The organism is Martinezella sp. CNPSo 3964, from assembly GCF_057784375.1.
On sequence record NZ_JBXSOW010000002.1, the window covers coordinates 638502 to 653500 of the forward strand.

At 61.4% G+C, this 14999-nt stretch carries 12 protein-coding genes; 9 read left to right on the forward strand and 3 right to left on the reverse strand.

Translation table 11 applies throughout. The annotated features are described in order from the left end of the window. Positions 1-2154, reverse strand: coding sequence for a thiamine pyrophosphate-dependent enzyme (locus AC13Q5_RS09705; protein WP_488501529.1), 2154 nt, complete (start codon positions 2152-2154; stop codon positions 1-3). A 378-nt stretch (positions 2155-2532) separates the two neighbouring features. Between AC13Q5_RS09705 and AC13Q5_RS09710 the strand changes: the two genes are divergently transcribed. From AC13Q5_RS09710 to AC13Q5_RS09730, 5 genes are all read left to right on the forward strand, one after another. Beyond that, the gene (locus AC13Q5_RS09710; RefSeq protein ID WP_488501530.1) at positions 2533-4068 is read left to right on the forward strand and encodes an ABC transporter substrate-binding protein; all 1536 of its coding nucleotides are present in this window, start codon (positions 2533-2535) and stop codon (positions 4066-4068) included. A gap of 245 nt (positions 4069-4313) precedes the next feature. Then, the gene (locus tag AC13Q5_RS09715) at positions 4314-5321 is read left to right on the forward strand and encodes an ABC transporter permease (protein ID WP_488501531.1); all 1008 of its coding nucleotides are present in this window, start codon (positions 4314-4316) and stop codon (positions 5319-5321) included. Then, a complete protein-coding gene (locus tag AC13Q5_RS09720) occupies positions 5314-6207 on the forward strand; it encodes an ABC transporter permease (protein WP_488501532.1) in 894 nt (297 codons plus the stop codon). The genes AC13Q5_RS09715 and AC13Q5_RS09720 overlap by 8 nt, the downstream gene beginning before the upstream one ends. Beyond that, entirely contained in the window at positions 6204-7076 is an 873-nt protein-coding gene (locus AC13Q5_RS09725) for an ABC transporter ATP-binding protein (RefSeq protein ID WP_488501533.1), read from the forward strand. Before AC13Q5_RS09720 ends, AC13Q5_RS09725 begins: the two co-directional genes overlap by 4 nt. Next, on the forward strand, positions 7073-7921 hold the full coding sequence (locus tag AC13Q5_RS09730) for an ATP-binding cassette domain-containing protein (protein WP_488501534.1): 849 nt from the start codon (positions 7073-7075) through the stop codon (positions 7919-7921). Before AC13Q5_RS09725 ends, AC13Q5_RS09730 begins: the two co-directional genes overlap by 4 nt. 13 nt (positions 7922-7934) lie before the next feature. On the opposite strand, the gene AC13Q5_RS09735 is transcribed toward AC13Q5_RS09730, so the two are convergent. Beyond that, positions 7935-9545, reverse strand: coding sequence for an AMP-binding protein (locus AC13Q5_RS09735; RefSeq protein ID WP_488501535.1), 1611 nt, complete (start codon positions 9543-9545; stop codon positions 7935-7937). 25 nt (positions 9546-9570) lie between these two features. After that, on the reverse strand, positions 9571-9852 hold the full coding sequence (locus AC13Q5_RS09740) for a hypothetical protein (protein ID WP_488501536.1): 282 nt from the start codon (positions 9850-9852) through the stop codon (positions 9571-9573). On the opposite strand from AC13Q5_RS09740, the gene AC13Q5_RS09745 reads away from it, so the two are divergent. Genes AC13Q5_RS09745 through AC13Q5_RS09760 form a run of 4 tightly spaced genes read left to right on the forward strand, consistent with a single transcriptional unit; the run spans position 9845 to position 14993 of the window. Then, entirely contained in the window at positions 9845-12163 is a 2319-nt protein-coding gene (locus tag AC13Q5_RS09745) for a bifunctional salicylyl-CoA 5-hydroxylase/oxidoreductase (protein ID WP_488501537.1), read from the forward strand. The genes AC13Q5_RS09740 and AC13Q5_RS09745 overlap by 8 nt on opposite strands. A 7-nt stretch (positions 12164-12170) precedes the next feature. Further along, complete coding sequence (locus AC13Q5_RS09750) at positions 12171-12950, forward strand: SDR family NAD(P)-dependent oxidoreductase (RefSeq protein WP_488501538.1); 780 nt, start codon at positions 12171-12173, stop codon at positions 12948-12950. Positions 12951-12955: 5 nt separating this feature from the next. Next, positions 12956-13807: an enoyl-CoA hydratase family protein gene (locus AC13Q5_RS09755; RefSeq protein ID WP_488501539.1), complete on the forward strand. Its 852-nt coding sequence runs from the start codon at positions 12956-12958 to the stop codon at positions 13805-13807. 4 nt (positions 13808-13811) lie between these two features. Then, positions 13812-14993: an acyl-CoA dehydrogenase family protein gene (locus AC13Q5_RS09760; protein ID WP_488501540.1), complete on the forward strand. Its 1182-nt coding sequence runs from the start codon at positions 13812-13814 to the stop codon at positions 14991-14993. Positions 14994-14999 lie beyond the last annotated feature (6 nt).

Genomic DNA, 14999 nt, shown 5'->3' on the forward strand with positions numbered 1-14999 from the left:
TCAATCCGAAAAGACGATGCGACCGGCACGGCGACGCGCCTGCAGCCAGCCGATAATGCCCGAGCGCATGCGTGCGACGAAGCGATCCCACCCCGTTGGATTATGGATGATATCGGCGCGGTAGAAGGAGGGACAGAGCACCGCCGCCTCCGAGACTTCGCCGCAATTGCCGCAGCCGACGCAATTATTGTCGATCGCCGCCACCGGATCGTCCTTCAGCGGGTCGTCGGTATGCTTGACCGACAGCGACGGACAGCCGGAAAGGCGTATGCAGGCGTGATCGCCGGTGCAGACGTCTTCGTCCACGCCGAAGCGCTCTTTGACCATGCGCTTGCCGTCCTTGACGGCCTTGGCGAATTGCGGCTTCACGCGACGCTGCTTGTTGAGCATGCACTCCGAGGAAGCGACGATGATCTTGGGCCCCGGTTCCTTCGATGTCAGCGCCTCGCGCAGCGTATCGCGCATCTTGGCGACATCATAGGTCCTGTCGATCTGGCGCACCCAGGTGGCGCCGATGCCCTTGACAGCATTGACGATGGAATTGTTTGTCTTGCGGCGCGGATTGAGCGCACGTGAGGACGGTATGTCCTGGCCGCCGGTCGCCGCCGAATAGTAGTTGTCGACGACGAGGATAACGCCATCCTGCTTGTTAAAGACGGCATTGCCGACTGACGTTGCAAGGCCGTTGTGCCAGAAGCCGCCATCGCCCATGACCGAGATCACCCGCTTGTCGGCCTCGACATTAAAGGCCGAGGCCGCTGCCGGCCCGAGCCCGTAGCCCATGGTCGTGCTGCCGATGTTAAAGGGCGGCAGGATCGAGAAGAGGTGACAGCCGATATCACCTGATATGTGGTGCTGGCCAAGCTCGCTCTCGACCATCTTCATGGCAGCGAAAATCGGCCGCTCGGGACAGCCGATGCAGAAACCGGGTGGACGCGGTGGCACGACTTCGGCCAACGCCTTGATCTTCGGATCGTTGAGGATCGGCGTCGGGTCCGGCAGAGGCGGCTGATTGCCGAGCAGCACGCGCTGGTGAACTTCCAGGAAATTCTTGATGCCCTTCATCAATACGGGGGCGGTATATTCGCCGCCCATGGGCAGGACATCCTTGCCCGCGACCTTGGTCTGGATGTCGCGGCGGCGCAGGATGGTATTGAGGGACTGCTCGATATACTCAGGCGCCCCCTCCTCCACCATCAGCACCGCCTTCTTGTTGGTGCAGAATTCGGCGATCTGGTCATCAACAAGCGGATAGGCGACATTGAGGACGTAAAGCGGCACGGCTGAATTGCCGTAGACATCGGCAAGCCCGAGCTGCTGCAGCGCGCGCAGCACGCCGTTATACATGCCGCCAAGCAGGATGATGCCGACTTCGCCTTCCGAAGGACCGAAATACTCGTTGAGCTGACGCTTCCTGATGAAGTCGACCGCCGCCGGCCAGCGCTTCTCCAGCTTCTCCTTCTCGTGCATGAAGGAGGCTGGCGGCAGCACGATGCGATTGACGTCGCGAATCGGATTTTCAAGCGCCTGCTTCAGCGTATAGGCAGGCCGCTTGTTGTCCTTGGCAACGAACTGACCGTGCACATGACAGCTGCGAATACCCACCTGCAGCATGACCGGCGTGTTGGATACTTCCGAAAGCTCGAACCCTTCCTCAACCGCCTGAACGATCGAGGGCAGGTTCGGGCGCGGATTGAGCAGCCACATCTGCGATTTCATCGCATAGGCATGACTGCGCTCCTGCATGATCGAGGAACCCTCGCCATAGTCCTCGCCGATGATGATGAGCGCGCCGCCCGTCACCCCGCCCGAAGACAGGTTGGAAAGTGCATCCGAGGCGACGTTCGTGCCGGCCGTCGATTTCCAGGTAACGGCGCCGCGCACCGGATACATGACGGAGGCGGACAGCATGGCGGCGGCAGCCGCTTCCGATGCCGATGTCTCGAAATGAACGCCCAAATCCTGCATCACGTCCTTGGCATCGGCCAGCACGTCCATGAGATGCGAAATCGGCGAGCCCTGATAGCCGCCGACATAAGAGACACCGGACTGTAGAAGTGCCTTGGTGATCGCGAGAATACCCTCGCCGCGGAAGATATCACCTTCCCCGAGCTTCAGATCCTCGACCTCGCGCGCAAACGATCGCTCGGCCATGACGTTACCCCTTTGCCCTTGTGGGCTTGTTTTAAATCATTTGCAAAATCATATTTTGAACTTCCTTGAACTGTCAACGAACAATTATGCGATTTTACCGCCGCAGTTTGCGATATCGGCTGCACGAGCACATTGCGCGACGGTGAGACATCGTTGGTCGCTGCATAGGTTCAACAGCTAGATATATGTGTATGCATAAAATTTGTGCGAACCTGCAAAGTCGGTCGAGGAATGGAGGCCGGGATTTTGCGGAAGCACCAGAGAAAGCGCTTGCCGCTCCAAAATATGTATTTTAAGATTAAAACATTCCGACAATAAATCGCCAGCGGCAGTTGAGCGTCACGCTTTTCTGTCGCTTAACAGGGGAACGGAGTGACCATGACAACGCTTACTCGGCGCGAGGCCCTGAGCCTTGGCGCAGCCGCATTCATGACTGGGATTCTGGCTGGCAGAACGCCTGTGGAAGCTGCCGAAGCCGGCACGCTGACCATTGCCTTCAACGTCAACCTGCCATCCTTCGACCCGACGACCGGTCCGTCCGCCGTCAACCCGACGATCCAGGCGATCTATCGCTCGATCTTCGATCAGTATATCGGCCAGGGACCGGATCTGAAATTCCAGCCGGGCCTGCTGACGGCCTGGGGCTGGAACGACGACAAGACCAAGGTCTGGATGGACGTCCGCGAAGGCGTGACCTGGCACGACGGCTCCAAGTTCACACCGGACGATGTCGTCTGGTCGCTGGAGCGCGCCGCCAAGCAGGATACGGGCAACCCGATCCAGTTCATCTGGTCGACCGCCAACAATTACAAGGTCGAAGGCAACCGCATCACCGGCGACGTCGTCCGCTTCGAGCCGACCTATTTCAAGTGGATGGCCTTCCTCACCGGCTATATCCTGCCGAAAGACTATTATACCAAGGTGGGGGCGCAAGGCTTCGAGAAGAAGCCGATCGGCACCGGCCCCTATATGGTCGATGCCTACGAGGGCAATTCCTATCTGCGCCTGAAGGCAAATCCGAACTATTTCGGCGGCACGCCGGCCTTCGACACCGTCATCTTCAAATTCGTGCCGGATACGACGAGCCGTGTGGCGGAAATCGAATCCGGCTCGTCCGATGTGACGCTGGAAATCCCCTACGAGGATTTCGACCGACTGAAGAAGAAGTCAGGGCTATCAGGCGTTGCGACCCCGATCTCCGACATCGGCATGATCTTCATCAGCAATGTCGATCCGATGCTCGACAAGAACGTCCGCCTCGCCGCCAATATGGCGATCGACAAGGAAGCGATCATCAAGCGGCTCCTGCGCGGCTATGGCAACGCCCTGTCGACGCTGGAAGCGCCCGAATACGAGGCTTACGACGCTTCGGTCAAGATTCCCTACGATCCGGAACAGGCCAAGAAGCTTCTGGCCGCCAGCGGCTACTCGCCGGAAAAGCCGGTGAAATTCGGCATCAAGACGACCCGAGGCTTCAAGCCAAAAGACTATGAGATGATCCAGGCGATCGTCGGCATGTGGCGCAAGGTCGGCATCCAGGCTGAAATCGAAGTCTACGAAATCGCCAAGCACTACGAGCTGCGCGCCGCGCACCAGCTTGGCCCGGCCGCCTTCTATAATTGGGGCAACGCCATCGGCGATCCGACGACGTCGACCGGCTTTGCCATGTTCGGCCCCTCGCCGCATTCCGCCTGGAAGACCAAGGATGTCGACGACATGCTGGGGCCGCTCTGGGTCGAAAAGGACGAGGCAAAGCGCATTGCCGGCTGGAAGGCTGCGATCAAGTACATCGCCGAACAAGGCTATGTGATCCCGCTGCTGCAATATGCCCAGCCGATCGTCTACAAATCGAGCCTGAAGGTCACGCCGAACGTCTCCGGCGCCCTGCAGCCGACACTCGTGTCGAAGAGTTGATGCGGCGGGGTTTGAGCGCGTAGCCTTGCCCCTCACCCTAGCCCTCTCCCCGTTTTGACGGGGAGAGGGGACTACCTCTGTATCCTCGTCTGGAAAGGCGGCTGGAAGGAAGGCTGCGGGTGCGTCTATCCTCTTCTCCCCGTCAAAACGGGGAGAAGGTGTCCGCCCTTCGACACGCTCAGCAGGGCGGATGAGGGGCTTAGGACTCGTTATCGCCATAGCCGTGCGATCGGAACTTATAACGCATGATAGCAGTCTCCATTCTCAACCGGCTGGTCATGGCCGCCGTCACCCTCTTCGGAGTGGCGGTGATCGTCTTCGTCCTGCTGCGCGTCGTGCCGGGCGATCCGATCGCGATGATGATCTCTCCGGGCGCAAGCCCGGCTGACATCGCAGCACTCCGCGCCCACTATGGCCTTGATGCCAGTCTGACCACGCAATTCTGGCTGTGGCTGAAAGCGGTTCTGACGGGGGATTTCGGGACATCGATCTCCCTGAAACGGGATGTGCTGTCCCTGCTGGGAGAGCGTCTCCCCGCAACGCTGGAACTGGCTTTCGCTGCATTGGCGCTGGCGGTTCTGCTCGGCGGCGCCGTCGCCATCGTCGGCACGCTTGCGCGCCGCACGATTTTCGAGCCTGTCATTGACAGCCTGAACGGTCTTTTCCTGGCCGTGCCGGATTTCGTCTGGGCTCTCGCACTGGTTCTCGTCCTCGGCGTTCTCTTTCCGCTTTTCCCGCTCTCCGGCCGCATCGATCCGAGCATCGACGCGCAGTTTGTGACCCCCTTCTATCTCCTCGAAAGCTTGCTGACGCTTCGCTTTGCGATCTTCGCCGATATCTGCGCGCATATGGTCATGCCGGTTCTGGCGCTCGGTCTGCCGCTCGCCGCCATCATCGCCCGCGTGCTGAAAGCCGCGCTCTCCGAGGCCATGGTGCAGGACTATATCCTGCTCGCAAAGCTGAAGGGCATGTCCGAGCTGCGTCTCGTGCTGCAGGAAGCGCTGCGCAATGCCGTCGGCCCGACCATCGCGCTGACCGGCGTGCAATTCACCTTCCTGATCGGCGGCACCGTCATCGTCGAACGCATCTTCGCCTATCCCGGCATCGGCAATATGGCGATCGACGCCGTCATCAACCGCGACCTGCCGCTCATCCAAGGATTGGTATTGGTCTTCGGCGCCCTCTTCATTGTCGTCAATCTGGCGGTCGATCTTCTGGTCGCGGCCTTCAATCCGAGGCTCGCCCATGGCTGACGTCACCTCGCCCGCCATGCCGCGCTCGCCCTCCAGAATGACGAAACGCATCCGCGCGCTGCTGTCCGAACCCAAGGTGATCTTCGGCGGCGGCTTCATTCTCATCCTCCTGATCCTCGCGATCTTCGCGCCTTACATCGCGCCGAAGGACCCGCTGGAGCAGGATCTGATGTCCGGCACCCTACCGCCGGCATGGATCGAGGGGTACGACCCCGGCTTCCTGCTGGGCACGGATGATCTTGGCCGCGATGTGCTGTCCCGCGCCATCTTCGGCACGCGCATCGCTCTGACCGTCGCCTTCGTCGCGGCCGGGCTTGCGGCATTGATCGGCACATTGCTCGGCCTCCTCGCCGGCTGGTACGGAGGCTGGATCGACAAGGTGATCTCCCGCCTCGTCGATATCTGGATGGCCTTTCCGCCGGTGCTGCTGTCGATCTTGCTCGTCGCCGTCTTCGGCTCCGGCGTACACTCGGTCATCGCCGCCATCGTCATCATCGACTGGACACGCTTCTGTCGTGTCGTGCGCTCGGAAACGCAGGCGCAGGCGCGGATGGATTATGTGACAGCTGCCCATACGATCGGCTTTTCGCGGGCCAGAATCCTCTTCAGCGAAATCCTGCCCAACGTGACGCCGGTGCTGATTGCCCTCGTCAGCCTGGAAATGGGGATCGCCGTCATCGTCGAAGCGATCTTGTCCTTCGTCGGCCTCTCGGTCGCCTCCGATACGCCGACCTGGGGCGGCATGATCGCCGAGGGGCGGCAGATGATCTATCAGGGCTGGTGGGTGCTGGTCGTGCCGCTGATCGCGCTCTTTGCGACGGTGCTTGCCTTCAATCAACTTGGTGACGGCCTGCGCCGCGCCCTCGATCCGGTGATGCGCCGATGACATCTCCACTCCTCTCCATTGCCGGCCTCAGCGCCGTATCCGACCGCGACGGCGGCGCGCCGATCCTGCGCGACGTTTCTCTGACGCTGGAGCGTGGCGAAGTGCGCGGGCTCGTCGGCGAAAGCGGCGCCGGAAAATCGACCATCGCAAAGGCCCTGCTCGGCATCCTGCCGCGCAGCGTCCGTATCACGAGCGGATCAATCCTGTTCGAAGACCGAGATCTCCTCACTCTCTCGCCGAAGGAGTTGCGCGGTATCATGGGTAGCGATATCTCGCTGATCCCGCAGGATCCGCAAACGGCACTCAACCCCGGCCGCCGCATCGAGGCGCAACTGACAGACGGCCTGCGGCTGAAACGAGGCATGTCATCGAGCGCCGCCCGCCAGCGGGCGCTGAAACTGCTGGAAGAAGTCCACATCCGCGATCCCGAACGCGTGCTGCGCGCCTATCCCCATGAATTGTCCGGGGGGATGCGGCAGCGCATCCTCATTGCCGCCGCCTTCGCACTCGAGCCGAAAATGGTCGTTGCCGACGAGCCGACCACGGCGCTCGACGTTACCGTGCAGAAGCAGATCCTACGGCTGATCCGCGGCCTGCAGGAAGCACATGGCACCGCCGTTATCTTCGTCACCCATGATCTCGGTGTCGTCGCGCAGATCTGCGACAGCGTGACCCTGCTATACGCTGGCAAGGTCATCGAAGCGGGCCGCACGAGCGAGGTGCTCGCCCACCCCAAACATATCTACACGAAATCGCTCGTTGCCGCCGGCCCACGCTACGACCGGCCGGATGCCGGGCTGACGCCGGTTCCACAAGCCGTCTTCGAGCAACTGCGCCGCGAGATCGGCATTCCGGAGGGCGGCCGATGAGTGTTTCCGACAATCTCCTGTCAGCTCGTGGAATCGAGGTGACCTACGGCGCCAAGCCGCATCTTTTCGGACCGCCGGGCCATGGCATCAAGGTGCTGCACGGCGTCGATATCGATATCCGCCGCGGTGAAACGATCGGTATCGTCGGTGAGAGCGGCTCGGGCAAGACGACGCTCGGCCGCGCCTTGTTGCGACTGATCGATGTAAATGCGGGCACTATCCATTTCGACGGCAGGGACGTCACCCATCTGCCGGATGCCGAGATGCGGCCGTTGCGTCGCCGCATGCAGATGATCTTCCAGGACCCGATGGCCTCGCTCAATCCACGCCACACCATCCGCCGCATCCTCGTCGAGCCGCTGCTTCTGCACAAACTCGCTTCGGATCGAAAAGACGCCGAACGCAGCGTCGCCGAAATCCTCGAGCGGGTGACGCTGCCACAAGCATGTCTCAACCGCAATCCGCATGAACTGTCCGGCGGCCAGCGTCAGCGCATCGGCATCGCCCGGGCTGCCCTGCTGAAGCCGGATTTCGTGCTGGCAGACGAAATCGTTTCTGGCCTCGATGTCTCGACCCAGGCGCAGGTGCTTAATCTCCTGAAAGAACTTTCGCGCGATCTCGGCCTGTCCATGGCCTTCATCAGCCACGACCTCTCGGTCATCCGCGCCGTCTGCGACCGCGTCTATGTCCTGCGTCACGGCCGCGTCGAAGAGGAAGGCGATTGCGAGCGCGTCTTCACCGCACCCGCCTCCGCCTATACGCGCATGCTGCTCGATGCCATTCCCTTGCCGGAGATCGACCCAAACTGGCTCGGTCGCGATGCAGGACAAGAGGATGCCGCCTGAAAAGGCTTTTCCGCTACTTGAGGCGGAAACGCTGTATCTTGCCCGACTCCGTCTTTGGCAAGGCTTCGACGAAAACGACGGATCGCGGATATTTATAGGGTGCGATTAGGGCCTTCACGTGGTCCTGTAGTGCCTTGACCAGCAGATCCGATCCGATGACGCCAGCAGCCAACACCACATGCGCCTGCACGATATGGCCCCGCTCCTCGTCCGGCTTGCCGATGACTGCGCATTCCAGCACGGCGGCATGGGAGAGAAGTGCGGCCTCCACTTCCGGCCCGGCAATATTGTAGCCGGCCGAAAGGATGATGTCGTCGGAACGCGCGGCGAAATGGAAGTAACCGTCCTCGTCCTGAATGAAGCTGTCACCCGTCAGGTTCCAGCCGTTACGCACGTAGTCGGCCTGCCTGTGGTCGGCGAGATATCGGCAGCCGATCGGGCCGCGAACGACAAGCTTGCCGATCGTGCCGCGCGGAACCTCGTTCATCTCATCATCGACGATACGGGCTTCATAGCCCGTCAGCGGCTTGCCCGTGCTCTTCGGCTTGGCGTCCGACAGTCGGTTGGAGATGAAGATATGCAGCATCTCCGTCGAACCGATGCCATCAAGGATCGGCTTGCCCGTCTTGCGCGTCCACTCCTCGAAGATCGGCCCCGGCAGCGTCTCGCCGGCGGAAACCGCGATGCGCAGCGAGGAAAGATCCGCCCCCTCCTCCATGGCCGCCAGCATGGCGCGATAGGCCGTCGGTGCGGTGAAGCTGATGGTCGCGCCATATTCCTGAATGATCTCGACCATGTTCTTCGGCGAGGCGTTTTCCAGCAAGGCCGTCGATGCGCCGAAGCGAAGCGGGAAGACGACCAGACCGCCAAGACCGAAGGTGAAGGCGATCGGCGGCGAACCGATGAAGACGTCATCGGGCGTCACCTGCAGCACCTCCCTGGCATAAGCATCGGCTATGATCAGGATATCGCGATGGAAGTGCATCGTCGCCTTCGGCACGCCCGTCGATCCCGAGGTAAAGCCGAGCAGCGCCACATCGTCCCGACCGGTTTTGACCGCCTCAAAACGAACCGGCTTATTCAGCGCAATGCGGTCCAATTCGGCATCGTGATTGGCGGTGCCGTCGAAGCCGACGACCTGCTTCAGGAACTGACTATCTTTGGCCGCCGTGACGAGTTCCTCCAGCAGCCTTGTATCACAGAGCGCAAACGAAATTTCCGCCTTGTCGATAACCTTGGAAAGCTCGCCTGCTCTGAGCATCGGCATGGTGTTGACCGCAACGGCACCGACCTTTGTTACCGCCAACCAGCAAGCGATCATGGCGGGGTTGTTTCCGGAGCGGATGAGAACGCGATTGCCGGGCTGCACGCCGAAATTCTCGATGAGCGCATGGGCGATGCGGTTGGTCCAGTCTGCCAGCTCCTTATAGGTGCGGCGTCGGCCATTGCCGATCAGGGCTACATTGTCGCCGAACCCCTTTTCGACCATCCGGTCGCTGAGTTCGAACCCGGCATTCAGCCATTCCGGATAGTCGAAACCATCCATCAGCAGTTCGGGCCATTCGTCGAATGGCGGCAGATTGTCTCGCGTGAATGTATCGGTATGACCGGTCGGTCCAAGCATTGCCTTGCTCCCACATTCTTATCGATCAAATCGCCATCATGGCTGGTTTCCCCCGCAGCGCCTGTAGCGTTGCGAAAAAGATCGCACTGACGCGGTCAATGTTCAAGCAAGAAATTTTAAGCCTAAAATATTTTTGATTTTCCATTGATTCAAAAAGATAATTTCCATTTTTCGTGGTAATGTGGCCATCGGTCGGCCGTCTATGCCGGCGGAAAAACCCTTGACGAATGGCCGTGACGAGATATTTTAAGTTTAAATGATTTCGAGATCGGCTCCGGCCTGAAGAGGAGGGAAAAGCGATGCGCATCGTCTGTATCGGCGGCGGCCCCGCAGGGCTCTACTTCGCGCTTCTGATGAAGAAGCTCCATCCGGAACATTCGATCCGCGTCGTCGAGCGCAACCGTCCCTATGACACCTTCGGCTGGGGCGTCGTCTTCTCCGACGCGACCATGGTTTCGATGCGCGAATGGGACCCGGAGAGCGCGGCCGAAATAGAAGACGCCTTCAACCATTGGGATGATATCGAAGTCCTGTTCAAGGGCACGCGCCAGCGCACATCGGGCCACGGCTTCGTCGGCATCGGCCGCAAGAAGCTTCTGAACATCCTGCAGAAGCGCTGTGAGGCGCTGGATGTCGAATTGATCTTCGAAACCGACGTCAATTCCGATCTCGATTATCCGGACGCCGATCTCGTGATCGGTTCGGACGGCCTCAATTCGAGGATCCGCAATCATTATCCCGAGATCTTCCAGCCGGATATGATCACCCGGCCGAACCGCTATATCTGGCTCGGTACCAACAAGCTGTTCGACGCCTTCACCTTTGATTTCCGCCGCACCGATCACGGCTGGTTCCAGGCGCATATCTACAAGTTCGACGACAAGACCTCGACCTTCATCGTCGAGACGACGGAAGAAGCCTATCTCGCCCACGGGCTGGACAAGATCGACCAGGACGGCTCCATCGCCTTCTGCGAAAACCTGTTCTCCGAAGTGCTCGAAGGCGCCTCGCTGATGACCAACGCCCGCCATATCCGTGGCTCGGCCTGGTTGAACTTCAACCGCCTGATCTGCGGCAAGTGGAGCCATTTCAACGGCAACTCCCATGTCGTGCTGATGGGCGATGCAGCCCATACCGCCCATTTCGCCATCGGCTCCGGCACCAAGCTCGCCATCGACGATGCGATCGAACTGACCCGGCAATTCCAGATCCACGGCCACGAGAAGGACAAGATTCCGGCGGTCCTTGAAACCTATGAGGAAATCCGCCGCGTCGACGTCGCCCGCATCCAGAATGCCGCCCGCAACGCAATGGAATGGTTCGAGGTCGTCGGCCGCCGTTACGCGGATACGCTTGAGCCGCCGCAATTCATGTATTCGATGCTGACCCGCTCGCAGCGCATCAGCCACGAAAATCTGCGGCTGCGCGACAAGACCTGGCTCGAAGGCTATGAGCGCTGGTTCGCCGAGAAATCCGGCCTTGCCGTCGGCAACGATCGCTGCCTGCCGCCGATGTTCACGCCTTACCAGCTGCGCGATATCAAGCTCGTCAACCGCATCGTCGTCTCGCCGATGGCAATGTATTCGGCTACCGACGGTGTGATGAACGATTTCCACATCATCCATCTCGGCTCGCGCGCCCTCGGCGGCGCCGGCCTGATCTTCGCAGAAATGACCTGCGTCACGCCGGACGCCCGCATCACCCCCGGCTGCCTCGGGCTCTGGAACGAAGAGCAGGCGGCACAGTGGAAGCGGCTCGTCGACTTCGTCCATACGAGCAGTGCCGCCAAGGTCGGCATCCAGATCGGCCATGCCGGTCGCAAGGGCGCGACGAAACTCGCCTGGGAAGGCATCGACCAGCCATTAGCCGAAGGTGAATGGCCGCTGATCTCCGCATCATCAGTTCCCTACCTCAAGAACAGCCAGGTGCCGAAGGCCATGGATCGCGCCGATATGGAGCGCGTGAAGGCCGACTTCATCCGTTCGACGGAGCTGGCGGTCGAGACCGGCGCCGACTGGCTGGAGCTGCATTGCGCCCACGGCTATCTGCTGTCGAGTTTTCTCTCACCGCTGACCAATCTGCGCGACGACGAGTATGGCGGCAGCCATGAAAACCGCGCCCGGTACCCCCTTGAAATCTTCCATGCGATGCGTGCCATCTGGCCGGCGGACAAGCCGATCTCGATCCGCCTCTCCTGCCATGACTGGACAGACGGCGGCAACACGCCGGAAGATGCGGCGATCTTCGCGCGCATGTTCAAGGAAGCCGGCGCCGACCTGATCGACTGCTCTTCGGGCCAGGTCTCCAAGCAGGAAAAGCCCGTTTACGGCCGCCTGTTCCAGACGCCCTTCTCCGACAAGATCCGCAACGAAATCGGCATCCCGACGATTGCAGTCGGTGCGATCTCCGAGGCCGATCATGCCAATTCGATCATTGCCGCCGGCCGCGCCGATCTCTGCGCCGTCGCCCGCCCGCATCTGGCGGACCCGGCCTGGTCGCTGCATGAAGCCGCCAAGATCGGCCTGACTTCCATTCCCTGGCCGAAGCAATATCTTTCCGGCAAGACTCAGTATGAAACAAACCTCGCCCGCGCCGCCACGGCAGCACCGGCGAAATGAGGATGAGATGACGACTTTGGGCAAACTCGCCGGCCGTCACGCCCTCGTCACCGGGGCCGGCAGCGGCATTGGTGCCGCGATCACCAGGGCGCTTGCCGCTGAAGGTGCGCATGTCAGCCTCGCCGGTCGTCGCAGAGAGCCGCTGGAAGCGGTTGCCGCCGAGATCGGCGCGCATGCTTTCGTGATCGATGGCTTCGATGTCACCAACCCCGAAGCCGTAGCCCAAGGTCTTGCCAAAGCGCGCGAAAAATTCGGCCCCGTCGATATTCTCATCAACAACGCCGGCGAAGCGCCGAGCGCGCCTTTCGAGAAGACAAGTCTTGAGGCCTGGAACCACGTCCTCTCGGTGGACCTGACGGGTGTTTTCGTGGTGACGCAGGCAGCCCTTCCCGACCTGAAAGCCCGCGGCCACGGCGCGCGCATCATCAACATCGCCTCGACGGCTGGTCTGAAGGGATATGGCTACGTCTCGGCTTACGTGGCCGCCAAGCATGGCGTCGTCGGGCTGACCCGCTCGCTGGCGCTGGAACTGGCGAAAACCGGCATCACGGTCAATGCCGTCTGCCCCGGTTTTACCGATACGCCGATCATCCAGCGCTCGATCGAGACGATCGTCGCCAAGACCGGGCGCACGGCCGAGCAGGCACTCGGCGAGTTCACGAAATCCAATCCGCAGGGACGGCTCGTCAAGCCGGAAGAGGTCGCCGACACCGTGCTTTGGCTCGCCTCACCGGCCGCGGCATCGATCAATGGGCAGGCAATCGCAGTTGCCGGTGGGGAGATTTGAACGCGATGAGCGATCGGGACATGACGATGCGGGGACACCTGAAGCCCTTCAAGGATTATAAGCCGGAGCACTTCCTCTGGGATGTCAGCGAAGACGGCCGCGTCGCCACCATCCGCCTGAACCGCCCGGAGCGTAAGAACCCGCTGACCTTCGACAGCTATGCCGAGCTGCGCGATCTCTTCCGCGATCTCGCCTACGCATCGGATATCCGCGCCATCGTGCTGACAGGTGCGGGCGGCAATTTCTCCTCCGGCGGCGACGTCTTCGAGATCATCGAGCCGCTGACCCGCATGGCGATGCCGGAGCTCCTGGCCTTCACGCGCATGACCGGCGACCTCGTCAAGGCGATGCGCAAATGCCCGCAGCCAATCATCACGGCAGTGGACGGCATCTGCGCCGGCGCCGGCGCAATTCTCGCCATGGCCTCCGACCTGAGGCTCGCGACGCCGGAAGCAAAGACTGCGTTCCTCTTCACCCGTGTCGGTCTGGCCGGTGCCGATATGGGCGCCTGCGGCATCCTGCCCCGCATCATCGGCCAGGGCCGCGCCGCCGAGCTTCTCTTTACCGGCCGCTCGATGACGGCAGCGGAAGGACAGGCCTGGGGCTTCTATAACGGCTTGCACTCCAGCACCGATCTGGAAGCTGAAGCGGTCAGGCTCGCCCGCTCGCTGGCCGATGGTCCCTGGTTCGCCCATGGCATGACCAAGACGATGCTGAACCAGGAATGGGCGATGGGCATCGAGGAGATGATCGAATCCGAAGCGCAGGCACAGGCGATCTGCATGGCGACGCAGGATTTCCGTCGTGCCTTCGAAGCCTTCGCCGCCAAGCGCCGCCCGGAATTTCAGGGGGACTGAGGCGATGTCGACAGCAAGCAGCCTCGCCGGCCCAACCCGCGATCATCTGGATTGGCCCTTCTTCGAGGAACGCCATCACCATTTCGCCGCCGAGGTCGATGCCTTCGCAAAGTCCGGCCTCATGGCTTCGATCGATCACGCCGATGTCGATGGCGCGTGCCGCAAGTTGGTCAAGGCGCTGGGCGAAGCCGGACTTCTGACCGCCGCGACCGGCTCGTCGGACAGCGAACCGCTGATCGATTCCCGCATGGTCTGCCTCGCCCGCGAAACGCTCGCCTGGCATGACGGCCTTGCCGATTTCGCCTTTGCCATGCAGGGGCTTGGAACCGGCGCGATCGGCCTCTCCGGCTCGCCCGAGCTGCGTTCGGCGGTTCTGCCCAAGGTGCGCTCCGGCGATTGGCTTGCCGCTTTCGCATTGTCGGAAAAGGATGCCGGCTCCGACGTGGCCGCGATGAGCTGCGCCGCCCGTCTTAACGGCGACCACTATGTCCTCGATGGCGAGAAGACCTGGATTTCCAATGGCGGCATTGCCGACGTCTACACGGTCTTCGCCCGCACCGGCGAAGCGCCGGGCACTCGCGGCATTTCCGCCTTCGTCGTCTTTGCCGACGATCCCGGCTTCTCGATTGCCGAACGCATCGAGGTGATCGCGCCGCATCCGCTGGCAACGATCCGTTTTGAGAACTGCCGCATTCCCGCGTCGCGCCGTCTCGGCGCAGCTGGCGAAGGCTTCAAGATCGCCATGCGCACGCTCGATATCTTCCGCGCCTCGGTCGCCGCTGCAGGCCTCGGCTTTGCCCGCCGGGCATTGGATGAATCGCTGGCGCACGCACGCGCACGTCCGATGTTCGGCGCCGCCCTGGCCGACCTTCAGTTGACGCAGGCCGCCCTCGGCGATATGGCGACCGGCATCGACGCGGCGGCACTGCTCACCTATCGGGCGGCCTGGCGTCGCGACGTGCAGCGCTTGCCGACGACGCGCGAGGCGGCCATGGCCAAGATGACGGCGACGGAAACCGCGCAAAGCGTCATCGACCGCGCCGTCCAGCTCTTTGGCGGACGCGGCGTGAAATCGGGCGAGATAACGGAAAAACTCTATCGGGAGATCCGCGCGCTTCGCATCTATGAAGGTGCGACTGAAGTTCAAAAACTCATCGTTGCGCGCGAACTTCTTAAAACAAATTGATGGGAG